This is a genomic window from Brachybacterium sp. NBEC-018 (genome assembly GCF_024860185.1).
Lineage (GTDB): Bacteria > Actinomycetota > Actinomycetes > Actinomycetales > Dermabacteraceae > Brachybacterium > Brachybacterium rhamnosum.
In genome coordinates, this window is sequence record NZ_CP100650.1 from 1,766,434 (window position 1) to 1,790,720 (window position 24,287).

A 24,287-nucleotide genomic window follows, 5' to 3' on the forward strand; every position below is an offset into this window, starting at 1 on the left:
GTGACCGAGACCACCCACGAGGACCTCGAGACCGTCACTGACGAGTCGGCTCCCTCGACCTTCACCACCGAGTCCACCGGCGAGGAGGCCGTCGGCTCCGGCCAGTCGGCCATCGCGCCCGGGTACGGCACCGGCCGCCGCAAGGAGGCCATCGCCCGCGTCCGTCTGATCCCCGGCTCCGGCCAGTGGACCGTCAACGGCCGCACGCTCGAGGACTACTTCCCGAACAAGGTGCACCAGCAGGAGGTCAACGACCCCTTCAAGGTGCTCGATCTGCAGGGCCGCTTCGACGTCGTCGCCCGCATCTCCGGCGGTGGCCCCTCGGGCCAGGCCGGTGCGCTGCGCCTCGGCGTCTCCCGCGCGCTCAACGAGATCGATCAGGACGCCAACCGCGCGACCCTGAAGAAGGCCGGCTTCCTGACGCGCGACGCGCGCGTCATCGAGCGCAAGAAGGCCGGCCTCAAGAAGGCCCGCAAGGCCTCGCAGTTCTCGAAGCGCTGATCCCCGGATCACCGCCTCGAGCGCTCGAGCGCTCTGCTGCGAAGGGCCCCGCCACCTCCGGGTGGCGGGGCCCTTCCGCGTCCCCGGGTCCGCGCGGGGCGCCGTCGGCCTCGGGGTGAGACCGGACCGAGACCTCCGTGCACGGTGGGCGGACCGCAGTCCCCGGCGCCGACGGCGGCGAGCATCCTGGCCGCTCGATCCGTGTCGGAGACGAGAGGAACCACCGATGACCACCTCGGGGACGCCCAGCACCGCAGCACCGGAGCCCGTCGGCAAGAGCCGGGCGGGGGAGCTGATCGACGAGCGGCGCCGCGAGCGGGGGATCACCTGGGCCGCGCTCGCCGAGCGCACGGGACGGCCGGTCGTCTGGCTCACCGCGGCCGTGCTCGGCGCGCACCCCGTGCCGTCGCCGGAGGCCGAGGTGCTGCGGGAGGTCCTGGACCTGGAGCCGGCCCTCGTCGCCGCCCTCACCCGTCAGCCCACCCGCACCGCCGACCACGAGGCGCTCAGCGATCCGACGATCTACCGGTTCCAGGAGCTGATCCAGGTGTACGGCCCGGCGCTGAAGGCGCTGATCCACGAGGAGTTCGGCGACGGGATCATGAGCGCCATCAACTGCTCGATCGACCTGCGCCGGGGCGAGCACGCCGGCGGCGACCGGGTCGTGCTCACGATCGACGGGAAGTTCCTGCCCTACGACTGGGTCTCCTCGGAGGCCTGAGCGCGGTCGCCCCGGATCAGGCGAGCAGCTCGCGGATGTCCTCCGCGCTGATGCCGCGGGCGAAGGCGCCGCCGCCCTCGGTGAGCGCCTCGAAGAGCTCCGCCTTGCGCTGCTGCAGGGCGAGCACCTTCTCCTCGATCGTGTCCTCCGCGACCATGCGGTACACCATGACGGTGCGGTCCTGGCCGATGCGGTGGGCTCGGTCCACGGCCTGGTTCTCCGCGGCCGGGTTCCACCACGGGTCCAGCAGGAACACGTAGTCCGCCTCCGTGAGGGTCAGGCCGAAGCCGCCCGCCTTGAGCGAGATGAGGAAGACCGGCGCGTCCCCCTCGCGGAACGAGGTGACCACGGCGTCGCGGTCCTTCGTGGAGCCGTCGAGGTAGGCGTAGCGGATGCCGCGCATGTCGAGCTCGTCGGCCACGTGCCGCAGGTGCGAGGTGAACTGGCTGAACAGCAGCACCCGGTGTCCGTCGACCACCTCGTCGAGGCGGTCGAACAGCGCCTCGAGCTTCGAGCTGGCGACGTCGCCGTGCGCCTCCGCGTCGACGATCGAGGGGTCCAGCGCCATCATCCGCAGCAGGGTGAGGGAGCGGAAGACGATGAAGCGGTTGCGGTCGAGGTCCTCCTCGATGAGGCCGAGGACCTTCTTGCGCTCCCGCTGCAGGATCGAGTCGTACAGGGCGCGGTGCTGCTCGGAGAGCGTCACCGTGAGCACCTGCTCGTGCTTGGGCGGGAGGTCCTTCGCGACGAGCTCCTTGGTGCGGCGCAGCAGGAAGGGCCGCACGCGGGAGCGCAGCTCCGCCATCCGCTCCGGGTGCTCCCCGGACTCGATCGGCGCGGTGTAGCGCTGGCGGAACGCGATCGCGGAGGGGAACAGGCCCGGGGTGGCGAGCGCGAGGATCGACCAGAGGTCCTCGAGGGTGTTCTCCATCGGCGTGCCGGTGATCGCGAGCCGGAAGGAGGCACGGATCTCCGCGGCGACCTGGTGGGAGCGGGAGCGGCGGTTCTTCACGAACTGCGCCTCGTCGAGCACGAGCGCCTGGTACTCCAGCGCCGTGAACTCCTCGGCGTCGATCCGCAGCACGGTGTAGCTGGTGACGACGAGGTCCGCGCCGAGGATCTCGCGGGAGACGTCGGTGCCGCGGGCGCGGGCCGTGCGGTCCACGACGACGACCTTGAGCGAGGGCGTGAAGCGCTCCGCCTCCGCGCGCCACACGCCGAGCACGGAGGACGGCGCGACGACGAGGAAGGGCGGGGCGGTGGGATCCTTCGCCCGGGCGTGGGCGAGCAGGGCGAGGGTCTGGACCGTCTTGCCGAGGCCCATGTCGTCGGCGAGCACGCCGCCCAGGCCGTGCTCGAGCAGGAAGGCGAGCCACGCGAAGCCCTCCTCCTGGTAGGGACGCAGGGTCGCCGTGAGGGCGGCGGGCAGGGGCGGGGCGGTGATCTCCGTGAGGCGGGCGAGGGCGCCCACGCTGCGCTCCCACTCGGCGCTCGCCCGGGCCTCCTCGGCGATCGCGGTGATGTCCTCCCACATGTCCACCTGGTAGCGGCTGATCTGCTGCTGGTGGGGGTTCCACTCCGCGAGCGCCTCGCCCTCGCCGATCAGCTCGCGGAGCCGGTCGAAGACGGGGTTGTCGAGGGAGAAGTAGGTGCGGTCCGGGAGCATGAGCCGGCCCTGGCCGGTCGCGAGGGCCGTGAACAGGGTGGGGAAGGGGATCGTGCGGCCGTCGACCGTGATCTCGAAGCCCAGGTCGAACCAGTCGTTCTTGCCGGGGGTGGGCCACTGGTTCACGCGCACCTGCGGGGAGCCGTCGAGCTCGCGGTAGGCGTGGCGGGTGCCGACGATCCGCGCCTCGACGTGGTCGAGGGTGCCGAGCGCGTCGAGGACGTGCTCGGTGAAGGCGGCCGTGTCCGGCCCGGAGAGGTGCTCGGTCGCGTCGCGGCCGGCCTGCGCCCACAGGGAGCGGGCCGCCTCGAGCACCGCGTCCTCGTGCTCCACGTCGCGGCGCACGCCCTGGCGGCGGTCGATGGGGAGGGTGCGCGAGGGGTCGTGGTACTGCCAGGACCAGGTGAGGTCCAGGCGGTCGCCCTCGGCGTAGGCGGCGGCGAGGCGCAGCGTCGCAGGGCGCACCGCGGGCATCTCGACGCTGCCGTCGGAGCTGGTCACGGCCGTCGTGGCCCGCAGGTGCGGGTAGGCGACCTCGAGGAACTCCTCGCGCTCGGCGGGCGGGACCTCGAGCGGCGCGGTGCGCTGGAAGAGGCGCTGCAGGGCGGTGGGGATCGGGCTGCCGGCGGGGGCGATCCGGGCCGGGAGGCGCAGGCCGTCGCCCTTCGGTGCGGGCTCGGCGCGCTCCGGGTCCAGGTCGATGATGCCGGCGCTGCCGAGCGGGCGGGCGTGCGGGGCGGGCACGTCGTCGATCGTCACGAGCGGCCGGACGACGAGCGGCGCGCCCTCGCCGGTGCTGCGCAGGTCCACCGTGACCGCGGCGGAGCCCGCGAGCGAGAGACCCGTGAGCGCGCTGCCGGGGAGGAAGGCGACGCCGACGTCGCGCGCGTGGGCGAGGGCCTGCCACAGCAGCGGCGAGCCGATCTGGTTGATCCACAGCTGCTCGATCGCGCCCACCGCGTAGGAGCGCTCGGCGGAGGCCGCGGCGAAGATCCGGGTGAGGGCCTCCGCATGGGCGGGGTCGTAGGCGGTCGAGTGGACGCGGTACTCGAAGGTGCGCCAGGAGATGCCGCCCTTGATCCAGGTGCCCTTCCGGCCCATGATCAGCGGGCGCATGCTGAGCGACAGCGGCGAGCCGGCCGCGAGGTGCTCCTCGGTGACGTCCTCCCGGCCGATCCGCGCGCCGCGGCCCTGCAGCGGCGCGGCCGCGAGGTCGAAGCGCAGGGCGAGCGGCTGGGGCGTCGTCTCCTCGGCGGCCTCCTCGCCGAGCAGGGGGCGCAGCACGGAGCGCCACTCCGAGGGCGGGTGCTCGCGGTCCTGCTCCTCGGCGCGGGCGTCGAGCGCGTACAGGGTCGCCGCGACGTGCTTGCAGTCGCGGGAGACGGGGCACGTGCAGCGGGAGCCGGTGGGCCGCCAGATGCCGCCCGCCGTGGGGCGCCAGAAGCGGCGGGAGACGGCGTCCTCCTCGTACTCACGCAGCTCGACGACGACCCGGTAGCGGTCGCTCATCCCCTCGACCTCCGCCTCGGCGCGGCCCGCGGCGCGGTCCCAGTCCAGGGAGATCACCCGCTTCTGGCGCGAGTACTCGAGGCCGCGGCCGGCGGCGGCGTCGCCCACCGCCTGGCTGATCGCGAGCGGCGGCACGTGCGGCAGCGGCGCGGCGGCGGAGGGCGGGGTGGAGGCGGAGGAGGCCGACGAAGGCATAGGGGACAGCGTATCGAGCGCGGAGCCCTCACGGCGCATCCGAGGGAGGGCCCACGGTGGGCCGACGGGGGCGGCGTGAGCACGACCACGCGGGGCGCGCCCGGGGCGCCGGGGGAGCCCCGGGCGCTACAGTCGGTGCCGTTCCGCCCGCGCAGGCCGCGCAGGGCCCCGCATCTCGGAAGGACCCTCCTCATGGCTCGACTCTTCGGCACCGACGGCGTGCGCGGACGCGCGAACGACGACATCACCGCGGAGCTCGCGGTCGAGCTGTCGGTGGGCGCCGCCCACGTGCTGGGGACCTTCGGCGCCTTCGAGGCGGACGGGAAGAAGCCCGTCGCGATCGTCGGCCGGGACACCCGCCCCTCGGGCGACTTCCTCGCCGCCGCGGTGAGCGCGGGCCTCGCCTCCGCCGGGGTCGACGTGCTCGACGCGGGCATCATCGCGACCCCGGGCCTCGCCTTCCTCGTGCAGTCCACCGGTGCGGACCTCGGCGTCATGATCTCCGCCTCCCACAACCCGGCCCCGGACAACGGCATCAAGTTCTTCGCCCGCGGCGGCGTGAAGCTGCCCGACGAGGTCGAGGACGCGATCGAGGCGCGGCTCGGCGAGGAGTGGGAGCGCCCGCAGGGCACCGCCGTCGGCACCATCCGCCCCTACGAGAACGCCGTCGAGCAGTACGTCGAGCATCTCGTCGCGACCCTCGACCGCCCGCTCACGGGCCTCACCGTCGTCGCCGACTGCGCGAACGGCGCGGCCTCGGTCTCCGGGCCGGAGGCGCTGCGCCGCACCGGCGCGACCGTCCACGTGATCGGAGACCGCTCCGACGGCGGCCTCATCAACGACGGCGTGGGCTCCACGCACCTCGGCCCGCTGCAGGCCGCGGTGCTCGAGCACGGCGCGGACCTCGGCGTGGCCTTCGACGGCGACGCGGACCGCTGCCTCGCGGTCGCGGCGGACGGCGAGCCGGTCGACGGCGACCAGATCATGGCGATCCTCGCCCTGGACCTCAAGGAGCGCGGCAAGCTCCACGACGACACCCTCGTCGTCACCGTCATGAGCAACCTCGGCCTCAAGCTCGCCATGAAGGAGCACGGCATCACCCTCGCCCAGACCGGCGTGGGCGACCGCTACGTGCTCGAGGAGATGAACCTCGGCGGGTACTCCGTGGGCGGCGAGCAGTCCGGTCACGTGATCCTCGCCGAGCACGCCACCACCGGCGACGGCGAGCTCACCGCCCTGCACCTGCTGCAGCGCATCGCCGCGACCGGCACCTCCGCCCGCGAGCTCGCGGACGTCATGTCCCGCCTCCCGCAGGCGCTCATCAACGTCAAGGGCGTCGACAAGGCCCGCGCGACGATCGACCACGAGGTGCGCGACGCGGTCGCCGCGGCGGAGGCGGAGCTCGGCGAGAGCGGCCGCGTGCTGCTGCGCCCCTCCGGCACCGAGCCCGTCGTCCGCGTCATGGTCGAGGCCCCCACGGACGAGACCGCGACCGCCGTCGCCGAGCGCCTCGCCGCCGTCGTCCAGGAGCGCCTCGCGCTCTGAGCGCGGGGCACCGCCGGCGCGGCTGATCTGAAGGTCACGGGGATGACGGAGCGGACGCCGCGCGCCGTCGCGGTGAGCACGTGGTGGCAGCCGTGGCCTGTGCTCCCCGTGGCCGGATCCACACCCTTGCGGCCCGGCGCGGCGATGCTCGCGCTCGAGGTCGGTGGGGAGGTCGCCCTTCGTCTGCGATATCGGATCGCCGACGACGGCCGCTCCCTGCGCACCTGGCCCGACGATCCCCCGTCCTCGGATGCCCGGGTGCCGTCCGTGCTGCTCGGGCAGGACTCGACGACGTCGGAGCTCGACGTCTGGTTCGAGCGCAGGGACCTCGACGACGAGGACCTGCCCCTCGCCCACGCGGCCCTGGCGCCGTCCGCGCCCGCGCAGTGGCACCTCGACCCGCCACCGGGCCCGGAGGGGGCGATCATCGGCGGTCTCGCCGAGCTGCTGAGCCGGTCGATCGAGAGCGAACCTGCGCCGCTCGCCGAGGACGCCGAGGTGCTGCTGCTCCCCGGGATCCTGGACGACGGCGCGCCCGCGGATCTCGCCCAGCCCTCCTGGCACGCCCGGCGCGGCGGAGCGCTGCTGCGCCTGCTCGAGCGTCCTCCGCTGCGTCGCGAGGAGGACGACGGGATCAGGGCCCGCTGGGGAGAGGTGCACGATGCCTCCCACCCGTATGCCGCGCACGGGACCGTCATCTGGTGGCCCGGCACCGTCCGCTGGTGGGGCGGTGGGATGGTCCCCGGCGTCGACGAGCCGCTCGCCCTGAGCTCGCTGGGCCCTGCGGAGCGGCTGCTGGCAGAGCGGCTCGAGCAGGACCCGGCCTTCGACTGAACCGGGGCCGGGCTTTCCCTCGAGCCTGGCGCTTCCGCGAGCCCAGCGCTCCCTGTAGTTCGGCGTTCCCGCGAGCCCGGCGCTCGCGCGCAATTGCCGATGGTCCGATTCTGGGCCAGATCAATGGTGGATCTGGAACAGAATCGGACCATCCCCGTTCTGCGCGGGCGCGCGGGCGCGCAGGTGCGTGGGTGCGTGGGTGCGTGGGCGTGGGCGGGCGCGGGGGCGGGTTCAGACCTTGCGCAGGAGCACGTTCTGCACGCGGTGCCGGGCGTCCTTGCGCAGCACGAGGTCGGCGCGGCCGCGGGTGGGCAGCACGTTCTCGGAGAGGTTCGGCCCGTTGATCGTGTGCCAGATCCGCAGCGCCGTCTCGACCGCCTCCTCGTCCGTGAGCTCCGCGTAGCGGCGGAAGTACGAGCGCGGGTCGGAGAAGGCGGTGCGGCGCAGGGCGAGGAAGCGGTCCACGTACCAGCGCTGGACGTCCTCGCCGCGGGCGTCGACGTAGACGGAGTAGTCGAAGAAGTCGGAGACGGCCATGCCGAGCCGGCCGTCGCGCCGCGGCCGCGCGGGCTGGAGCACGTTCAGGCCCTCGAGGATGAGCACGTCGGGGCTCTCCACGACGACGCGCTCGTCGGGCACGATGTCATAGACGAGGTGCGAGTACACGGGCGCCTCGACGCGCTCGACCCCGGCCTTGACGTCCGCGACGAAGCGCAGCAGCCGGCGCCGGTCGTAGCTCTCGGGGAAGCCCTTGCGGTGCATGATCCCGCGGGACTCGAGCTCCGCGTTGGGGAGCAGGAAGCCGTCGGTCGTCACGAGCTGCACGCGGGGGGTGTCCGGCCAGCGGGCCATGAGCTCGCGCAGCAGGCGGGCCGTCGTCGACTTGCCGACCGCGACGGAGCCGGCGACGCCGATGATGTACGGGGTGCGCACCTGCTGCTCGCCGAGGAAGTCCCCGCGCGAGCGGCGCAGGCGCTGCGCCTGGGCGACCTGGATGTTCAGCAGGCGGGAGATCGGCCGGTACACGGCGTCGACCTCGCTCAGGTCGATCATGTCGCCGAGGCCGCGGAGCTTGTCGACGTCCCGCGCGTCCAGGGGGAGCGGGGTCTGCCGGGAGAGCCTCGCCCAGTCCTCGCGGGGGATCTCGAGGAAGGGGGTGACGGCACTCGACGCGGCAGCGGGTCTCATGGGGCGATTCTTCCAGCCGCCCGCCCGTGCCCCCGTCACTCCCGCGCCGGTGAGACCCACGACGCACCCCTGCGCGATCGTGCACGGGCGTGCGCACCGCCCGTCACGACCGGTCACGAGGAGGGTGAAGCGTGAGCGAACACTCGTGACCTGCGGCGATCTGGTGCGGCGCGGGGCCTCCCGGGGCGCTACGTTCGTCCCCATGTGTGGAATCGTCGGTTACGTGGGCCAGCGCCCCGCCTCCCCCTCCTCCCGTCCCGTCGACGTGGCCCTCCAGGGCCTCGCCCGTCTCGAGTACCGCGGATACGACTCCGCGGGCGTCGCCGTCCTCGACGGCTCCGAGGTGCGCGTCGCGAAGGCCAAGGGCAAGCTGAAGAACCTCCGGGGGGTGCTCGAGGGACAGGACGTCCCGACCTCCGCGGTCGCGATCGGCCACACCCGCTGGGCCACCCACGGCGCGCCGACCGACGAGAACGCCCACCCCCACCTGGGCGGCAAGGACGACGAGCTCGCCCTCGTCCACAACGGCATCATCGAGAACTTCGCCGCCCTCCGCGCCTCCCTCGAGGCCGACGGCTACACCTTCCGCTCCGAGACCGACTCCGAGGCAGCCGCGCACCTCGTGGCCCGCGAGATGCAGCGCACCGGCGACCTCACCCTCGCCCTGCGCGCCGCCGCGGTCCAGCTCGAGGGCGCCTTCACCCTCCTCGCCATCCACCGCGACCAGCCGGACCGCGTCGTCGCCGCCCGCCGCAACTCCCCGCTCGTCGTGGGCCTCGGCGAGGGCGAGAACTACCTCGGCTCCGACGTCGCCGCCTTCGTGGACAACACCCGCGAGGCGCTCGAGATCGGTCAGGACCAGGTCGTCACCGTCACCGCCGACGACGTCGCCGTCACCGACTTCGAGGGCACCGAGGTCACCGAGAAGAAGCAGTACACGATCGCCTGGGACGTCGCCGCCGCGCAGAAGGGCGGCTACGACTCCTTCATGGCCAAGGAGATCCACGAGCAGGCGACCGCCGTCGCGGACACCCTCCGCGGCCGCATCGAGAGCGGCGCCCTCCACCTCGACGAGATGAGCATCGACGAGTCGGTGCTGCGCAGCATCGACAAGATCATCGTCGTCGCGTGCGGCACCGCCGCGAACGCCGGCAACGTCGCGAAGTACGCGATCGAGCACTGGTGCCGCATCCCCACCGAGGTCGAGCTCGCGCACGAGTTCCGCTACCGCGACCCGATCGTCACGGAGAAGACCCTCGTCGTCGCGATCTCCCAGTCCGGCGAGACCATGGACACCCTCATGGCCATGCGCCACGCGCAGGAGCAGGGCGCGAAGGTCGTCGCGATCTGCAACACCTACGGCTCGACGATCCCGCGCGAGGCCGACGCCGCCCTGTACCTCCACGTGGGCCCCGAGATCGCGGTCGCCTCGACGAAGGCGTACCTCGGCCAGATCACCGCCTGCTACCTCCTGGGCCTGTACCTCGCCCAGGTGCGCGGGAACCTCTTCCCCGACGAGATCGCGGCCCTCATGGAGGACCTCGAGCAGCTCCCCGCGCACGTGCAGACGGTGCTCGACGGCGCGGGCGCCGTCGAGGAGCTCGCGCAGTCGATGAAGAACACCACGAGCGTGCTGTTCCTGGGCCGCCACGTCGGCTACCCGACGGCGCTCGAGGGGGCGCTCAAGCTCAAGGAGATCGCCTACATCCACGCGGAGGGCTTCGCCGCCGGCGAGCTCAAGCACGGGCCGATCGCCCTGGTCGACGAGGGGCAGCCGGTCTTCGTCATCGTGCCGTCCCCGCGCGGCCGCGACTCCCTGCACTCGAAGGTCGTCTCGAACATCCAGGAGGTGCGCGCCCGCGGCGCCCGCACCCTGGTGATCGCGGAGGAGGGCGACGAGGACGTGCTGCCGTACTCGGACGTGGTCCTGCGCGTCCCGGCGACCCGCACGCTCTTCGCGCCGCTGCTGACCGTGATCCCGCTGCAGATCTTCTCGTGCGCCCTCGCCGCCGCGAAGGGCCTGGACGTCGATCAGCCGCGCAACCTCGCGAAGTCGGTGACGGTCGAGTGACCCGCTGACGACGGGGCGCGCCGCTGTGGGCGGCGCACCCGTCGGCGCCTGCGCGGCGCGCCCGACGGCCGGTCCGTCACCCCTCCCGGGGTGGTGGGCCGGTCGTCCTGCTGCGGGCCGACGGGCCTGCACGGGTGGGGGAGCGGGTGTGATACTGCGAGGGTGAGCACCTCTTCCGAGCCCGGGGCCACCGCCGCGGGCAGCACTGACAGGTCGACCGACGGGACGACCGTCACGGGCCGGGCGTTCCCGCCGCGCGAGGACGGCCGGATCGTCGGCGTCGGCATCGACGTCGCCCAGATCTCGCGGCTCGAGGGCCTGCTCGAGCGCACCCCCGCCCTCGGCGAGCGGCTCTTCGCCCCCGAGGAGCGCGAGCTCTCCCTCGCCTCCCGCGCGGCACGGGTCGCGGCGAAGGAGGCCGTCGGCAAGGCCCTCGGCCATCCCGGCGACTTCTCCTGGCAGGACGTCACCGTCCAGCGCACCGCCGTGCGCCGCCCCTACCTCGTGCTGCGCGGCGCGACCCTCGCCGCGGCGGAGGAGCTCGGGGTGACGCACCTGCACCTGTCCCTCTCGCACGACGGCGACATCGCCACCGCGATCGTCGTCGCCGAGCGGGCCGATCCGTCCCCGACAGCGAACATCGAGGTCCCGCGATGATCATCGGCTACTCCGCCGCCGCCGTCCGCTCCGCCGAGCGTCCCCTCCTGGACGCGGGAGAGCCGCTCATGCAGCGCGCCGCCGCCGCGATCGACGCACACGTCGCGGCGCTGCTCGAGCCCCGCGGCCCGCTGCGCGACCGCCGCGTGCTCGTGCTCGCCGGCTCGGGCGCGAACGGCGGGGACGGCCTCCACGCGGCAGCCCTGCTGCGCGGCCGCGGTGTGCAGGCGCGGGCGCTCGCGACCGGCGCGAGCCTGCACGAGGGCGGGGCACAGGCGCTGCGGGAGGCCGGCGGGCGGATCGACCGCCTCGACGAGCTGCCCGAGCGGGACCTCGACGACCTCCTCGACGAGATGGACCTCGTGCTCGACGCGATCGTCGGCATCGGCGGCCGGCCCGAGGTGCCCGCCCCGATCGTCCCGCTGCTGGAATCCGTGCGTCGCCACCGCCTGCCCGTGATCGCCGTGGACCTGCCGAGCTTCCTCGACGCGACCACCGGCGAGGCGGCCCCCGAGGTGCTCGCCGCCCGTGCCACCCTCACCTTCGGCGCGGTGAAGGCGGGCCTCCTCCTCCCCGGCGGCAGCGCGCTCGCCGGGACCGTGCACCCCGTGGACCTGGGCCTGGACCCGCACCTGCCCACCTCCGGTCCCGGGCTCGTGGTCCAGCGGCTCACCGACGCCGACGTGCGCACCCTGTTCCCGCGCCCGGGGGCGGGGTCCACGAAGTACCGCCGCGGGGTCGTCGCCCTCGCCGCCGGCAGCCCCGACTATCCGGGCGCGGCCGTGCTCTCCGTCTCGGGCGCCGCCCGCGCGGGCGCCGGCATGGTGCGCCTGCTCGCCCCGGAGAGCGTGCGCGAGCTCGTGCTGCACCGCCGGCCGGAGGTCGTGGGCCACGAGAGCCCCACCCCGCCCTCGCATGAGACCGGTCACGCCCGGCCCGTCATCGATCTCGAGGCCGCGGGCCGCACCCACGCGCTCGTCGTCGGCCCCGGTCTCTCCCCGGAGGACCCCCGCGCCCGGGCCGGCGTGGCCCTGCTGCGGCGCGGCGCCCACGGCCCGGGCCGCGGCGTGATCGACGCCGGCGCGCTCGGCGCGATCGGCTCCGAGGACCGGTTCGGATCGGAGATCGTGCTGACCCCGCACCGCGGCGAGGCGGACCGTCTCGCGGAGCGTCTCGAGATCGACACCGAGCAGAGCGCCCCGGCGCTGGCCAGCGCACTCGCCCGCACCACGGGCGCGACGGTGCTCCTCAAGGGCGCCGTCACCGTCGTCGCCCCCGGCCGCACGGGCGGGCCGCTGCTCGCCCAGGACGACGCCACCTCGCAGCTCGCGACGGCCGGCACCGGGGACGTGCTCGCCGGGATCCTCGGCACCCTCCTCGCGGCCGGTCTCCCCGGCCCCGAGGCCGCCGCCCTCGCCGCCCTGCTGCACGGCCGCGCTGGCCGGCTCGCGTCCCGCGACGGCCTCGTCCCCCTCGTCGCCCTGGACGTCGCCGACCACCTCCCGGCCGCTCTCGCCGCTATCCTGGCGGGCGCCCTGCCCTGAGCGAAGGAGCACCATGACCATCCCGATCCCCGCGGAGGACCCGCGGCACGTGCCGAACCGTGCCGTCGTGGACCCCTCGGCCATCACCGAGAACACCCGCGCCATCGCGGGCACCCTCGCCGGGCACACCGCCCTGATGGCCGTCGTGAAGGCGGACGGCTACGGGCACGGCATGCTCACCGCCGCCCGCGCGGCCCTCGAGGGCGGCGCGACCTGGCTCGGCGTGGCCCACCCCGCGAGCGCCCTCGCCCTCTCGCGCGCGGGCCTCGACGTCAACATCCTCACCTGGCTCTACGAGCCCGAGACCGCGAAGGCCGTGCTGCCGGAGGCCCTGCGCGCCGGTGTCAACGTCTCCGTCGGCTCCTTCGAGATGGTCTCCCTGCTCTCCGAGGCCGCGCGGCAGGCCGACCGCCGCGCCCGCCTCCACCTCAAGATCGACACCGGCATGGGCCGCAACGGCGTGCTCCCGCAGGACGTGCGCCGCATCGCCGCCGCGATCCAGGAGGACGACTACCTCCGCGTGGGCGCCGCCTGGACGCACCTGACCAGCGCCGACGACCCGGCGGACCCGGCGACCGACGCGCAGGTCGAGATCTTCGACGCCGCCTGCGCGGACCTCGCCGAGGAGATGGGCCCCGTGCCGCTGCAGCACCTCGCGAACTCCGCGGCGACGCTCACCCGCCCCGACCTGCACCGCGACATCGTGCGCCCCGGGCTCGCGCTGTACGGCTACGCCCCGGTGCCGACGGACCTCGAGCTGCGCCCCGCGATGAGCCTCACGAGCCGCCTCGCGCTGGTGAAGGAGGTGCCGGAGGGGCAGAGCGTCGGCTACGGCCGCACCCACGCCACCTCCCGCGCGACCCGGCTGGGCCTCGTCCCGATCGGCTACGCGGACGGCCTGCACCGTGCGGCGAGCGGCCGCGCCGAGGTGCTCGTGCGCACCGCCGAGGGTGACCTGCGCGCCCCGCAGGTGGGGCGCATCAGCATGGACCAGATCGTCGTGGACCTCGGCCCGGACTCCGCCGCCCGCGCGGGGGACGAGGTCGTCCTGTTCGGCGCCGGCGCCCCGTCCGCGGAGGACTGGGCGCGCGCCGCCGGCACCATCCCCTACGAGGTGCTCACCTCCGTCTCCGGCCGCGTGGCCCGCGAGGTCCTCCCGTGACCACGCTCTGCGTCGAGACGGACCGCGCGGAGGGGACCCGCACCCTGGCCCGCGCCCTCGCGGGCGTGCTCCGCGCCGGCGACCTGCTCGTGCTCGACGGCCCCCTCGGCGCCGGGAAGACCACGTTCACCCAGGGCCTCGGGGCCGGGCTCGACGTGCGCGGCGCCGTCGCCTCGCCGACCTTCGTCATCGAGCGGGTCCATCCCTCGCTGAGCGGCGGCCCGGACCTCGTCCACGTCGACGCCTACCGGCTGGGCGACGGGGAGGACCTCGACGACCTCGACCTCGAGGCGGATCTCGACCGCGCCGTCACCGTCATCGAATGGGGCCGCGGCCGCGTGGAGCACCTCGTGGAGTCGTGGCTGCTCGTGGAGCTCGAGCGGCCGGAGATCTGGGACGGCGACCCGGAGGACCCAGAGGAGCCGCGCACGATCCGCCTGACCCCGCAGGGCCCGCGCTGGGACGAGGCGGCCCGCACCGACCTCGCCGAGGCCCTGCGCTCCGCGGACCTGTCCGTCACCACCACCGCCCCGACCGCCGTGATCGCGGCGGAGGACGAGGAGTCACGCTGATGCTGCTCGGGATCGACACCTCCGGCGCCGTGAGCGTCGCCGCGGCCCGCGGCACCCTGGGCGGGCCCGAGCCGCTCGAGGTGCTCGCCGTCGCCGGGGACGACCGCGCCCGCCACCACGACGAGGTGCTGCTGGGCCTCGTCGACGAGGTGCTCGCCGCTGCGGGCGCCACCCGCTCCGAGGTGACGGGCGTCGTCGCCGGCCGCGGCCCCGGTCCCTTCACCGGGCTGCGGGTGGGACTCGTCGTCGCGCGCACGATCGCGGCGGTGCTCGACGTGCCGCTCGTGGGCGTCTGCTCCCTCGACGCGCTCGCGCACGAGGCGCTCGCCGAGGCCGACGCCGACTCCGGTCCCGCCGACGCCGCCGCCGGTCCCGACGACCCCGCCGTCGGCCCCGGGGCCGGTGCGCCGCTCACGGTCGCGGTCGCCCTCGACGCCCGTCGCCGCGAGGTCTACCACGCCCGCTACCGCCGGACGGAGGGCGGGGACCTGGTGCGCGAGCACGGCCCCGCCGTCGGCGCCCCCGCGGACGTCGCCGCCGAGCTCACGGCCTGCGACCTGCTCGTGGGCTCCGGAGCCGCCCTCTACCCCGAGCTGCTGCCCGCGACCTCGTCGCTCGCGCACGCGGGCGCCGGGCACCTGCTCCAGGTCGCCTCGCAGCTGGTCGCCCGCGGCGAGGACCTCACCGACACGGCCCCGCTGTACCTGCGCGAGCCCGACGCCGCGAAGCCCACCGCGCGCAAGAGCGCGCTGGGCCGCTGAGGCCCGGCCCGAGGCCATGCCGCCAATCAGCGCCGTGACCGTGGGCGGTCCCGCCCCGGAGCCCGGGACGCCCTGGGCCCTGCGCCGTGCCCGCCCCGAGGACCTGGGCCCGATCGCGGAGGCGGAGCTCGCGCTCTTCCCCGGTGAGGCCTGGAGCCCCGCCCAGCTCGCCGAGGAGATCGCCCACCCCTCCCGGGACTACGTGGTCGCCGCGGAGGGCGAGGACGCCGCGGGCCCGCTGCTCGGCTACGCCGGGATCATGGTCGCCGGCGACGTGGCGGACCTGCACACGATCGGCACCCTGCGGCCGGGGGTCGGGATCGGCCGGGCGCTGCTGCGCTGGTGCGAGGAGGTCGCCGTGGTGCGCCGCGCGGAGCGCATGCTGCTCGAGGTGCGGGAGGACAACGACCGGGCCCGCACGTTCTACACGCGGGCCGGGTACGCCGAGATCGGCCGTCGCCCCGGCTACTACCGGCTCCCGGACCGCACCGTCGACGCCCTCGTCATTGAGCGCCGCCTGCGGGCCTGACAGCCCGCCGGTGGGCCCGACCGCCGCCGCTCAGACGAAGGCGCGGACCTTCTGGAACAGCTCGGGGTAGGACCGCTCGAGCCGGGCGGCGCCCAGACGCAGCCCGACGACCAGCACGACCGCGCCGATCAGGACGGCCACGAGCCCGGCGAGCAGCTCGATGAGCGGGCCACCGCCCAGCAGACCCCAGATCGCGAGGCCGATCGCCGGGATCTGCGGCACGCCCACCGCGGCCGAGGTGATCGCCATCGAGAGCATGGCGTTCGCGCTCGAGGCGGACTTGTCCTTCATCGGGTTCGTGCCCGGAGGGGACGTGGGGTAGGGCAGCAGCGTGCCCGCCAGGACCGAGGCGCCCCAGCCGGAGAGCACGAGCCCGAGCATGCCGAGCAGGATCACGGGCAGGTGCGCGGCCATGCCGAGCACGACGGAGACGACGGCGGAGAGCACGAGGACAATCGGGAGCACGATGACGGCGGCGGCGACGACCCGGCCCAGCAGGTTCGCCCGGGCCGGCGCCCCGGCGGTGATGTTCACCCATCCGGCGGGGCCGTCGAAGCCGATCTCGTTGGAGATCGCGATGCCCGTGAGACCGCCCATCGCGACGACCATGATCATCATGAACGAGCGCGACTCCGGCAGCACGAACCCCATCGCCCCGAAGAACACGAACATCACCGGGTAGATGCTGATCGCTGCGAGGTAGCGCGTGTCCCGTCGCCAGTAGCGCAGGCTGCGACCGATCACCGCGCCGAGCGCCGTGCTGGGCGCCCAGCGGGGGACGAGGGCGGAGACCTTCGCCGTGCCGGAGGAGGCGTCCCCCGTGAGCGCGGAGGTCATCGCCGCGTCGAGGGAGCGTCGCCACCAGCGCCACACGAGCCAGATCGAGGCGGCCGTGACCGCGGCCCGCCCGAGGGCCACGAGGACGGCGCCCTCGGCGAGGTCCATGGGCACGGCGAAGGGGGCGCCGATCGGCGTCCAGGCGAGGACGTCCACGGCGACGAGGAGGGCGGGCAGCAGCTGGTCGAGGTCGAGCGAGCCGAGCGACTGCATGCCCACGGAGAAGGCGTAGACGACCGCGAGGAACACGACCATCGCGAGGATCCCGCCGAGCTCGCGGCCGCTGCGGGAGCTCGCCCGACCCGCCTGGTGGGCGAACACGGCGCGCGGCAGCAGCAGGCACAGCACGATCCCGGCGAGGTTCGCGGGGACCAGGGCGATCAGCGCGAGCACCGTCCACAGCGGGCCGGGGCCCAGGAGCACCAGCCAGATCGCCTCGAAGACGGTCGCGACGGCGACGGCGGCGAGCGTGAACAGGCTCGGCAGGCTGAGCGCCGCGGCGGCGAAGAGGCCCGGCTGCAGCTCCCGGGCGCGCCGGGGGAGCAGGGCGAAGGCGCGGGCGTCGAGGGTGTCGTCGACCCCGAAGGCGAGCAGCGGGATCAGCAGCCAGAGGAGCACGGCGGCGACGCCGAGGGTGCGCAGGATCAGCGGGAAGGTCTCGCCCTCGCCGCTCCACAGCGTCGTGCCGAGGAAGGCGAAGGTGAGGCCCACGAGGCCGCCGAGCGCGTAGAGCGAGCCGATCACGGTGCCGACGATCTTGCCGACGTTCTTGCGGTAGGACCGCTTCCACAGCGTCCACTTCAGGCCCACCAGCAGGCGGATCACCGCGCGCGTCGGGATATCGCCGTGCCCCGCGTGCTGGGCGGAGGCGACGGCGGTCTGCTCGCTGCTCAGGACTCCAGCCACGACAGGCTCCCCTCCGCGACGCGTGCGCCGCCCACGAGATCGATGAAGCGCTGCACGAGGGTCCCCTCGCCGCGCACCTCGGCGAGCGTGCCGTCGGCCTTGAGCTCGCCGCCCGCGATGATCGCGACGTGGCTGCACAGGCCCTCGACGAGCTCCATGACGTGGCTCGAGAGCACGACGGTGCCGCCGCCGTCCACGTACGCGGTGAGGATGGTGCGGATGACCTGCGCGGAGACGGGGTCGACGGCCTCGAGCGGCTCGTCGAGCACGAGCAGCCGCGGGGCGTGGATGAGCGCGGAGGCCAGCAGGATCTTCTTGGTCATGCCGGCGGAGTAGTCGACGACGAGCTTGCCGTCCTCGCCCGCGAGGTCGAGCGCCTCGAGCAGGGAGGCGCTGCGCTCCTCGACGGTCGCGGCGTCCATGCCGCGCAGCAGGCCCACGTAGGTGAGGAGCTCCCGGCCGGTGAGCCGGTCGAAGGTGCGCAGGCCGTCGGCGAGCACGCTGAGGCGGGCCTTCGCCCGTGCGGGCTGCTGCCACATGTCCTCGCCGAGCACCACGGCGCTGCCGGCATCGGGCCGCAGCAGTCCGGTCGCCATCGACAGCGTCGTCGTCTTCCCGGCGCCGTTCGGGCCGACGATCCCGTAGAACGAGCCGCGGGGCACGTCGAGCGAGAGGCCGTGAACGACCTCGCGGTCGTCGAAGGACTTCCGCAGGCCGCGGATCGAGAGCGCGGCGGAGGAGTCGGGGGCGGCGCCGGCGTCGAGCGGCGCGGCGGCGCCGAGCTCCTCGGGAACGGCGGGGCGGGGGGCGGGGGAGGCGTCGGGCGTCGACATGCGCCCCACGCTAGTGACCCGCGCCGCTGCGGGACCCCGCCACGGGGCGCGAGGGGGTGCGACCTTCGTCGGGGACCTCCGACCGACGGCGCCCCGTCGGGCCGGGCCACGTGTACCGGCTGGTCGTCGGCAGGTGCGGCCGCGAGCGGGGCCGCTACAGTGGGGCCCGTGAGCCGATCGGCTCCGGAAGGAGAAGCGATGCCCCAGCTGCGTCCCGCCCCCAAGGGCCCCGCCCTCGCCCAGGAGGTCGCGGAGATCCCGATCGGCGTCCGCCGCCTCGGTGCCTGGTCCTGGCGCCTGCTCGTCATCGTCGCCGCCGCGGCCCTGCTGCTCTGGGGAATCTCCCAGGTCTCCACGCTCGTGATCCCGGTGCTGCTGGCCGTGCTGCTCGCTGCGATGCTCCAGCCGATCGTCAAGCTGCTCACGAAGTACACCTTCCTGGGCCGCGGCGCCTCGAGCGCCGTCGCGATGCTGGGCCTGCTCATCGTCATCGCCGGCATGTTCACCCTCGCCGGCCGCCAGCTCATCGCCCAGTGGTCGGACATCCAGAACAAGGCCATCGGCGGCTTCCAGGCCCTGACGACCTGGGCGACCGGCACCTTCCAGATCGACGACACGATGATCAGCTCGGCGATCGACGAGGGGCTCACCCAGCTCCAGCAGAACGCCGATGCCCTGCTGAACTCGGCGCTGAGCACCGCGGCGGTCCTCGGCAACGTCGTCACCGGCGTCGTCGTGTGCCTGTTCACCCTCTTCTTCATGCTCTCCGGCGGCGCCGGGATCTGGCGCTGGGTGATCGGTCTGCTGCCCCCGCAGGCGCGCGTCCCCACCCACGAGTCCGTGCGCCGCGGCTGGAAGGCCCTCTCGGCGTACGTGCGCACCCAGATCCTCGTCGCGGCCGTGGACGCGACCGGCATCGCGATCGGCATGCTGGCCCTGGGCCTCGGCGTGTACGCCGTGCCGATCTGGCTGCTGGTCTTCCTGTTCTCGTTCATCCCGCTCGTGGGCGCGATCCTCTCCGGCGCCATCGCGGTGCTGCTGGTGCTCGTGCTGAACGGCTGGGTGGGCGCGATCATCATGCTCGTCGTGGTGCTCGGCGTGCAGCAGCTCGAGGGCAACGTGCTCCAGCCCTTCCTCATGGGCAAGGCCGTCGAGCTCCACCCGCTCGCGGTGTTCCTCGGCGTGGCCGCGGGCGCGATGGTCGCCGGCATCCCCGGTGCGCTCTTCGCGATCCCGATCATCGCCTTCGTCAACGCGACGATGCTCTACCTGGTGGGTCGTGACCCGAGCCCCGAGCTGGGCACGGACCCCACGCTGAGGACCTTCCTCGCCTCGCTGGGCCGCGGCGCCCGCGGCTCCGACGCCGAGGAGGAGGCGAGCGAGCACGAGGCCGAGGTGGAGAAGTCCGAGGAGTCGGACAAGGGGCCGGACGAGGCGGCGCCGGCGTCGGCTCCCGCGGGCGACGCGGAGGACACCCCCGTGACGGCCCCTGAGAGGGCGCCCGGAAGGGCCCCGGGGACGACGACCACCGAGGGCTGATCCCCTCCGCAGCCCTCCCCGGTCCTCCGGGACCCGGACACGACGAAGCCCCCACCGGCACGGCCGGTGGGGGCTTCGCTCTCCGCTGTCCCGCGCGGACCCCGGCGCGGGAGCCCTGCGGTCAGGCCTTGTAGGGCGTGGCCCCGGTGATCTCGATCGGCAGCGACTTGCCGTTGGGGGCGGTGTAGTCGATCGTCTGGCCGACGCTCGCGCCGTGGATCGCCGCGCCGAGCGGGGAGTCCGAGGAGAAGACCTCGAGGTCGGTGCCCTCGGCGATCTCGCGGTTGCCGAGCAGGAAGGTGCGCTCGGAGCCGGCCATCGTGATGGTGACGACCATGCCGGGCTCGACGACGCCGTCGTCCTCCGGGGCCTCGCCGACCACGGCGTTCTTCAGCAGGTGCTTGAGGTCCGTGATGCGGGCCTCGTTCATGCCCTGCTCCTCGCGGGCCGCGTGGTAGCCGCCGTTCTCCTTGAGGTCGCCCTCGTCGCGGGCCGCGGCGATGCGCTCGGCGATCTCGGTGCGACGCGGGCCCTCGAGCTCCGCGAGCTCGTTGGCGAGGCGGTCGTAGGCATCCTGGGTGAGCCAGGCGCCATTCGGCTGGCTGCTCATGGGTTCACTCCTGTCGTTCTGTGGGGTGGGGAGGGCGTCAGGGCCCTCCGACACGAATCACGGGGCACATGACATCCATGCGCCCCGTGTGCGGGTGATGACGTCCGGCGTGGAGCCGGTATCCGGAGAACTCTACACCGGGCGTGCGCGGTGGCCCCAGCATCCACGCAGGTGCCGACCGCGTGTTCGGGGTCCCGCCGCCGCCCGCGGGAGCGCCTCCGGCGGCGCCGGGGCCGCCGCGGCTCAGACCGGCGAGCAGTCGAGGATCTCGGCGGAGACCGCCTCGCCCTGGGTCGAGATCGTCACCGTGTGCGCGGTGCGGCGCTCGGTCTGCGCGGGGATCGGGACCTCGACGAAGCCCACCTGGGCGCGGCCGTCGTTCATCGCCTGGATCGTGCAGGTGGCGGCGTCGCCCGGGGTCATCGTCACGGTGAAGTCCACGCGGATCTCGTGCTCGCCGACGTGGTCGTAGGAGATGAGCTCGGAGCGCACGGGCTGGTCCGCGAAGCGCAGGCCGACGAGCACGAGCACGACGAGCGCGAGGGCCGCTCCGAGCACCAGGAGGAGGCGGGCGGTGCGTCGGGGGACGAGGGGCCCGCCGTAGCGGGCCGTGTCCCGGGCGGGGGAGTCGCTCATGGCAGGAGTCTCCCAGATCCACCTGGGACGCGGCCCCCGCGGCGTTCGTGCACTGCTGTGGCGGGGGTGACATGACGGAGCGACGCCCCAGGTGGGGTGGCGTAGTCTCGTGCGGTGCCGGACAGCGCTCCCGCGAGCGCCGCCCGCCCCGTCCCGGCGGCCTCCCGCCGCATCCTCCCGAGGAGAACCGTGAGCGTCCTGCGTCCCGCCCCTGACGAGCCCCTGCGCCTGGTGGCCGTCCACGCGCACCCCGACGACGAGTCGAGCAAGGGTGCCGGCACGATGGCCCGCTACGTGCGCGAGGGCGTCGAGGTCACCGTCGTCACCTGCACCGGCGGCGAGCGCGGCGACATCCTGAACCCGCACCTGCAGGGGGACGAGGAGATCGCGCGGAACCTCCCGGCCGTGCGCCGCGCGGAGATGGCCCGCGCACAGGAGATCCTCGGCATCGCCCACGAGTGGCTCGGCTACGTCGACTCGGGCCTGCCCGAGGGGGACCCGCTGCCGGCCCTGCCCGAGGGCAGCTTCGCGACCCTGGACCCCGCGGAGGCCGCGCGCCCGCTCGTCGAGGCGCTGCGCCGCCTGCGCCCGCACGTGCTCGTCACCTACGACGAGAACGGCGGCTATCCGCACCCCGATCACATCCAGACCAACCGCGTGAGCATGGAGGCGTTCCGCCTCGCCGCGGATCCCGCGTACGCCCCCGAGCTCGGGGAGCCGTGGGAGGTCGCGAAGGTCTACTACACGAACGTCTTCCACCGCCAGAAGCTCGCGGTCGTCGCGCGCCACCTGCGCACGCACCAGATGCCGAACGAGGAGCTCGAGCTCATGCTCCAGCACTTCGACGAGAGCCGCGACCGCCTGCTCACCACGCGCATCGACGTGAAGGACTACCTCGACGTGCGGGACGAGGCGCTGCGCGCCCATGCCACCCAGGTCGACCCCGAGGGGCCGTTCTTCCGGATCTCGCACGACGTGGAGCGCGAGGTGTGGGGCACGGAGGACTTCGAGCTGCACATCTCCCGGATCGGCGTGCAGCTGCCGGAGGACGATCTGTTCGCCGGCCTCCGCCCCGAGCAGGAGGAGGGCCGATGAGCCCCGTCGAGATCTCCCGCGCCGTGCTGCTGGCGGCGCCCTCCGACGGCGGTGACATGACCCCCAGCACGATCACCCCGGGAACCCCGGGCTTTATCGCGATCTTCCTCGTGGGGATCGTGATCCTGCTGCTGGTGGTCGACATGAACCGGCGCGTGCGCCGCGTCCAGGCGACCGCGAAGGTCGAGGCGCGCCACGCCGAGGAGCGCGAGGCCGCGGAGCGCGAGGCCTCCGGGGCCGGTGCGGACGCCGGTGGATCGTCCACGGCCGACGCCGACGGCGAGCCCCGCGACGGCGGCTCGGAGCCGGGCGCCGCCGATGCCCCGGGCACCCCGGAGGACCCGAGCGGGCGCTGACCGCCTCCGGCCCCCGGCGCGAGGCCGGTGCGGGATCAGACGACGGCGATCGCGACCGCCACGAAGTGGCAGGCGAAGCCGGCGAGCGTCGCCGCGTGGAAGATCTCGTGGAAGCCGAACCAGGCGGGGGAGGGGTTCGGCCGCTTGAGGCCGTAGACCACCGCTCCCGCGGTGTACGCGAGGCCGCCCGCGACGAGCAGCCACACCACGGCCCAGCCGCCGCCCGCGAGGAACTGCGGCATGTAGAAGATCGCGATCCAGCCGAGCGCCACGTAGGCGGGGACGTAGAGCCAGCGCGGCGCGTGGGTCCAGAACACGCGGAAGGCGACGCCGATCAGCGCGCCCGCCCAGGCGATCGTCAGCAGGATCGCCGCGGACCGGGGCTCGAGCAGGGCCACGGCGAGCGGCGTATAGGTGCCCGCGATGATGAGGAAGATGTTCGCGTGGTCGAAGCGCCGCAGGATGATCGCGTGCTGCGGTGACCAGGTGCCGCGGTGGTAGGTGGCGGAGACGCCGAAGAGCAGCGACGCCGTCGTCACGAAGACGACCATCGCGAGGCGGTTCGCGAGCGAGTCCCCGAGCGCGACGATCACGAGCCCCGCGATGAGCGCCGCGGGGAACGCGGCGAGGTGGGAGATGCCGCGCAGGCGGGGCTTGGGCAGCGTGATGCCGAGCTGCCGGGCACGGGCGGCCACCGCGCGGGTGAGGGTGCGGGGCGCCCAGGGGTGGTCCTCCGCGGAGGGGATGTCGGCGTCGGCCGCCTCGGGGGCGGTCCTGGAGCCGGATCCGGAGCCGGGCGCGCGGCCGGCGGGGGAGCCGGCGGCGCGGGCGTGCGCGGCGTCCGCCGTGTCGACGTCGGTCGCGGCGGCCTGCGGAACGGGCTGCTCCGTGGCGCCCTCGAGGGCCGCCTCGGCGTCGGGGGCGGAGGCGGGGTCGGAGGTGGGGGCGACGGGGTTCCCGCCAGGGGTGTCGCCGGGGTTCACGGCGGGGCTGCTCGCGTTCCCGCGACGGATGCCGGTGCTCATGGTCGAAGCGTAACCTACGCAACCGTAGGTTCGCTGATGCGCCCTGTGGCGATCCGGTGTGGATCTGCGCCAGGTGCCCGGAGCTGCTCCCCGCGTCACGGATAATGGACGAGCGCGGGAGACCGGGGAGGTCCGCGCCGACCGCCTGGACACCCCGGAGGAACGGAGAGCGCCATGGACGACGACTCCCTCCTCTACCGCGTCTACGAGCGCCGCCTCACCAAGGAGCTCGAGGACTTCTCGCTGCCCCAGCACCTCGGGGTCATCGTCGACGGCAACCGCCGCTGGGCGAAGGCCGCGGGCGCCACCACCGCCCAGGGCCACCGCGCCGGCGCGGAGAAGATCGTCGAGTTCCTCTCCTGGTGCCAGGACCTCGAGATCCCGCTCGTCACCGTGTGGATGCTCTCCACCGACAACCTCCACCGCCCCGCGGAGGAGCTCGGCGCGCTCTACGCGATCATCACCGAGACCATCGAGCAGATCGCGGGCGCCGGCCACCGGGTGCGGCTCACCGGCAACGCGGACCTGCTGCCCGCCGAGGTGCAGGACGCGATCGCGGGGATCCGCGAGGCCGCCGTCGTCGACTCCCCGCTCACCGTCAACGTGGCGATCGGCTACGGCGGGCGCGAGGAGATCGTCGACGCCGTCCGCGAGCTCGTGCGCGACCTCGGCGCCCAGGGGCTCGGCCCGGAGGAGATCGCCTCCGCCATCAGCACCGACTCGATCTCCGAGCACCTCTACACGCGCGGCCAGCCGGACCCGGACCTCATCATCCGCACCTCCGGCGAGCAGCGGCTCTCCGGCTTCCTGCTGTGGCAGTCCGTGCACTCCGAGTACTGGTTCTGCGAGACCTACTGGCCCGGGTTCCGCCGCGTGGACCTGCTGCGCGCTCTGCGCGAGTTCTGCCGCCGCGAGCGCCGCTTCGGCGCCTGAGCCCCGACTCCCGGCCGTCGGCCGCACCGATGGGGAGCCGCCGTCGACCGTCGGCCTGCCCA

The 24,287-nt window shown here is 74.2% G+C and carries 22 protein-coding genes; 15 read left to right on the forward strand and 7 right to left on the reverse strand.

What is annotated here, in order from left to right; translation table 11 throughout:
• Both rpsI and cynS read left to right on the forward strand, forming a co-directional pair.
• A complete protein-coding gene (rpsI, locus tag NLU66_RS07970) occupies nucleotides 1-501 on the forward strand; it encodes a 30S ribosomal protein S9 (RefSeq protein ID WP_137770163.1) in 501 nt (166 codons plus the stop codon).
• Between the two features lie 226 nt (nucleotides 502-727).
• Nucleotides 728-1,222, forward strand: coding sequence for a cyanase (gene cynS, locus NLU66_RS07975; protein ID WP_259362363.1), 495 nt, complete (start codon nucleotides 728-730; stop codon nucleotides 1,220-1,222).
• 16 nt (nucleotides 1,223-1,238) lie between these two features.
• Here cynS and NLU66_RS07980 read toward each other — a convergent pair whose 3' ends face one another.
• A complete protein-coding gene (locus tag NLU66_RS07980) occupies nucleotides 1,239-4,592 on the reverse strand; it encodes a DEAD/DEAH box helicase (protein WP_259362364.1) in 3,354 nt (1,117 codons plus the stop codon).
• 192 nt (nucleotides 4,593-4,784) lie between these two features.
• On the opposite strand from NLU66_RS07980, the gene glmM reads away from it, so the two are divergent.
• Together glmM and NLU66_RS07990 are read left to right on the forward strand one after the other, a co-directional pair.
• A complete protein-coding gene (glmM, locus tag NLU66_RS07985; RefSeq protein WP_259362365.1) occupies nucleotides 4,785-6,137 on the forward strand; it encodes a phosphoglucosamine mutase in 1,353 nt (450 codons plus the stop codon).
• Between the two features lie 42 nt (nucleotides 6,138-6,179).
• On the forward strand, nucleotides 6,180-6,971 hold the full coding sequence (locus NLU66_RS07990) for a hypothetical protein (protein ID WP_259362366.1): 792 nt from the start codon (nucleotides 6,180-6,182) through the stop codon (nucleotides 6,969-6,971).
• Nucleotides 6,972-7,202: 231 nt separating this feature from the next.
• Here NLU66_RS07990 and coaA read toward each other — a convergent pair whose 3' ends face one another.
• The gene (gene coaA, locus NLU66_RS07995) at nucleotides 7,203-8,159 is read right to left on the reverse strand and encodes a type I pantothenate kinase (protein WP_259362367.1); all 957 of its coding nucleotides are present in this window, start codon (nucleotides 8,157-8,159) and stop codon (nucleotides 7,203-7,205) included.
• Nucleotides 8,160-8,361: 202 nt separating this feature from the next.
• On the opposite strand from coaA, the gene glmS reads away from it, so the two are divergent.
• The 7 genes from glmS to NLU66_RS08030 all read left to right on the forward strand — a co-directional run bounded on the left by glmS (nucleotide 8,362) and on the right by NLU66_RS08030 (nucleotide 15,455).
• Nucleotides 8,362-10,230: a glutamine--fructose-6-phosphate transaminase (isomerizing) gene (gene glmS / locus NLU66_RS08000; RefSeq protein ID WP_259362368.1), complete on the forward strand. Its 1,869-nt coding sequence runs from the start codon at nucleotides 8,362-8,364 to the stop codon at nucleotides 10,228-10,230.
• Nucleotides 10,231-10,392: 162 nt separating this feature from the next.
• A complete protein-coding gene (locus tag NLU66_RS08005; protein ID WP_323374648.1) occupies nucleotides 10,393-10,887 on the forward strand; it encodes a holo-ACP synthase in 495 nt (164 codons plus the stop codon).
• The gene (locus NLU66_RS08010) at nucleotides 10,884-12,431 is read left to right on the forward strand and encodes an NAD(P)H-hydrate dehydratase (RefSeq protein WP_259362369.1); all 1,548 of its coding nucleotides are present in this window, start codon (nucleotides 10,884-10,886) and stop codon (nucleotides 12,429-12,431) included. Before NLU66_RS08005 ends, NLU66_RS08010 begins: the two co-directional genes overlap by 4 nt.
• A 13-nt stretch (nucleotides 12,432-12,444) precedes the next feature.
• Nucleotides 12,445-13,593: an alanine racemase gene (alr, locus tag NLU66_RS08015; RefSeq protein ID WP_259362370.1), complete on the forward strand. Its 1,149-nt coding sequence runs from the start codon at nucleotides 12,445-12,447 to the stop codon at nucleotides 13,591-13,593.
• Complete coding sequence (tsaE, locus tag NLU66_RS08020; protein ID WP_259362371.1) at nucleotides 13,590-14,165, forward strand: tRNA (adenosine(37)-N6)-threonylcarbamoyltransferase complex ATPase subunit type 1 TsaE; 576 nt, start codon at nucleotides 13,590-13,592, stop codon at nucleotides 14,163-14,165. Before alr ends, tsaE begins: the two co-directional genes overlap by 4 nt.
• Nucleotides 14,165-14,926 (forward strand): tRNA (adenosine(37)-N6)-threonylcarbamoyltransferase complex dimerization subunit type 1 TsaB, encoded by a 762-nt coding sequence (gene tsaB / locus NLU66_RS08025; protein ID WP_259362373.1) that lies wholly within the window; start codon nucleotides 14,165-14,167, stop codon nucleotides 14,924-14,926. The genes tsaE and tsaB overlap by 1 nt, the downstream gene beginning before the upstream one ends.
• 16 nt (nucleotides 14,927-14,942) lie before the next feature.
• A complete protein-coding gene (locus NLU66_RS08030) occupies nucleotides 14,943-15,455 on the forward strand; it encodes a GNAT family N-acetyltransferase (protein WP_259362374.1) in 513 nt (170 codons plus the stop codon).
• A gap of 30 nt (nucleotides 15,456-15,485) precedes the next feature.
• On the opposite strand, the gene NLU66_RS08035 is transcribed toward NLU66_RS08030, so the two are convergent.
• Complete coding sequence (locus NLU66_RS08035; protein WP_259362375.1) at nucleotides 15,486-17,198, reverse strand: hypothetical protein; 1,713 nt, start codon at nucleotides 17,196-17,198, stop codon at nucleotides 15,486-15,488.
• Nucleotides 17,183-18,031 carry an ABC transporter ATP-binding protein gene (locus NLU66_RS08040; protein ID WP_259362376.1) on the reverse strand — a complete coding sequence of 283 codons (849 nt, stop codon included), beginning with the start codon at nucleotides 18,029-18,031 and terminating at the stop codon, nucleotides 17,183-17,185. Before NLU66_RS08040 ends, NLU66_RS08035 begins: the two co-directional genes overlap by 16 nt.
• Nucleotides 18,032-18,229: 198 nt before the next feature.
• On the opposite strand from NLU66_RS08040, the gene NLU66_RS08045 reads away from it, so the two are divergent.
• Nucleotides 18,230-19,570 (forward strand): AI-2E family transporter, encoded by a 1,341-nt coding sequence (locus tag NLU66_RS08045; protein ID WP_259362377.1) that lies wholly within the window; start codon nucleotides 18,230-18,232, stop codon nucleotides 19,568-19,570.
• Nucleotides 19,571-19,691: 121 nt separating this feature from the next.
• On the opposite strand, the gene greA is transcribed toward NLU66_RS08045, so the two are convergent.
• A complete protein-coding gene (gene greA, locus NLU66_RS08050; protein ID WP_137770176.1) occupies nucleotides 19,692-20,180 on the reverse strand; it encodes a transcription elongation factor GreA in 489 nt (162 codons plus the stop codon).
• Between the two features lie 243 nt (nucleotides 20,181-20,423).
• Complete coding sequence (locus NLU66_RS08055) at nucleotides 20,424-20,816, reverse strand: DUF4307 domain-containing protein (RefSeq protein ID WP_259362378.1); 393 nt, start codon at nucleotides 20,814-20,816, stop codon at nucleotides 20,424-20,426.
• 189 nt (nucleotides 20,817-21,005) lie between these two features.
• Here NLU66_RS08055 and mca point away from each other — a divergent pair, with 189 nt between their 5' ends.
• Nucleotides 21,006-21,911, forward strand: a complete 906-nt coding sequence (gene mca / locus NLU66_RS08060; protein ID WP_259362379.1) for a mycothiol conjugate amidase Mca — start codon at nucleotides 21,006-21,008, stop codon at nucleotides 21,909-21,911.
• The gene (locus NLU66_RS08065; protein WP_259362380.1) at nucleotides 21,908-22,267 is read left to right on the forward strand and encodes a hypothetical protein; all 360 of its coding nucleotides are present in this window, start codon (nucleotides 21,908-21,910) and stop codon (nucleotides 22,265-22,267) included. Before mca ends, NLU66_RS08065 begins: the two co-directional genes overlap by 4 nt.
• A gap of 35 nt (nucleotides 22,268-22,302) precedes the next feature.
• Here the strand turns inward: NLU66_RS08065 and trhA are convergent, their stop codons facing one another.
• A complete protein-coding gene (gene trhA / locus NLU66_RS08070) occupies nucleotides 22,303-23,292 on the reverse strand; it encodes a PAQR family membrane homeostasis protein TrhA (RefSeq protein WP_323374649.1) in 990 nt (329 codons plus the stop codon).
• A 174-nt stretch (nucleotides 23,293-23,466) separates the two neighbouring features.
• On the opposite strand from trhA, the gene NLU66_RS08075 reads away from it, so the two are divergent.
• The gene (locus NLU66_RS08075; RefSeq protein WP_259362382.1) at nucleotides 23,467-24,225 is read left to right on the forward strand and encodes an isoprenyl transferase; all 759 of its coding nucleotides are present in this window, start codon (nucleotides 23,467-23,469) and stop codon (nucleotides 24,223-24,225) included.
• Nucleotides 24,226-24,287 lie beyond the last annotated feature (62 nt).

Coding starts and splice junctions, on each gene's coding strand:
- cynS (WP_259362363.1), top strand. CDS start 728: ATGACCACCTCGGGGACGCCCAGCACCGCAGCACCGGAGCCCGTCGGC.
- NLU66_RS07980 (WP_259362364.1), bottom strand. CDS start 4,592: ATGCCTTCGTCGGCCTCCTCCGCCTCCACCCCGCCCTCCGCCGCCGCG.
- glmM (WP_259362365.1), top strand. CDS start 4,785: ATGGCTCGACTCTTCGGCACCGACGGCGTGCGCGGACGCGCGAACGAC.
- NLU66_RS07990 (WP_259362366.1), top strand. CDS start 6,180: ATGACGGAGCGGACGCCGCGCGCCGTCGCGGTGAGCACGTGGTGGCAG.
- coaA (WP_259362367.1), bottom strand. CDS start 8,159: ATGAGACCCGCTGCCGCGTCGAGTGCCGTCACCCCCTTCCTCGAGATC.
- glmS (WP_259362368.1), top strand. CDS start 8,362: ATGTGTGGAATCGTCGGTTACGTGGGCCAGCGCCCCGCCTCCCCCTCC.
- NLU66_RS08010 (WP_259362369.1), top strand. CDS start 10,884: ATGATCATCGGCTACTCCGCCGCCGCCGTCCGCTCCGCCGAGCGTCCC.
- alr (WP_259362370.1), top strand. CDS start 12,445: ATGACCATCCCGATCCCCGCGGAGGACCCGCGGCACGTGCCGAACCGT.
- tsaB (WP_259362373.1), top strand. CDS start 14,165: ATGCTGCTCGGGATCGACACCTCCGGCGCCGTGAGCGTCGCCGCGGCC.
- NLU66_RS08030 (WP_259362374.1), top strand. CDS start 14,943: ATGCCGCCAATCAGCGCCGTGACCGTGGGCGGTCCCGCCCCGGAGCCC.
- NLU66_RS08040 (WP_259362376.1), bottom strand. CDS start 18,031: ATGTCGACGCCCGACGCCTCCCCCGCCCCCCGCCCCGCCGTTCCCGAG.
- NLU66_RS08045 (WP_259362377.1), top strand. CDS start 18,230: ATGCCCCAGCTGCGTCCCGCCCCCAAGGGCCCCGCCCTCGCCCAGGAG.
- greA (WP_137770176.1), bottom strand. CDS start 20,180: ATGAGCAGCCAGCCGAATGGCGCCTGGCTCACCCAGGATGCCTACGAC.
- NLU66_RS08055 (WP_259362378.1), bottom strand. CDS start 20,816: ATGAGCGACTCCCCCGCCCGGGACACGGCCCGCTACGGCGGGCCCCTC.
- NLU66_RS08065 (WP_259362380.1), top strand. CDS start 21,908: ATGAGCCCCGTCGAGATCTCCCGCGCCGTGCTGCTGGCGGCGCCCTCC.
- trhA (WP_323374649.1), bottom strand. CDS start 23,292: ATGAGCACCGGCATCCGTCGCGGGAACGCGAGCAGCCCCGCCGTGAAC.
- NLU66_RS08075 (WP_259362382.1), top strand. CDS start 23,467: ATGGACGACGACTCCCTCCTCTACCGCGTCTACGAGCGCCGCCTCACC.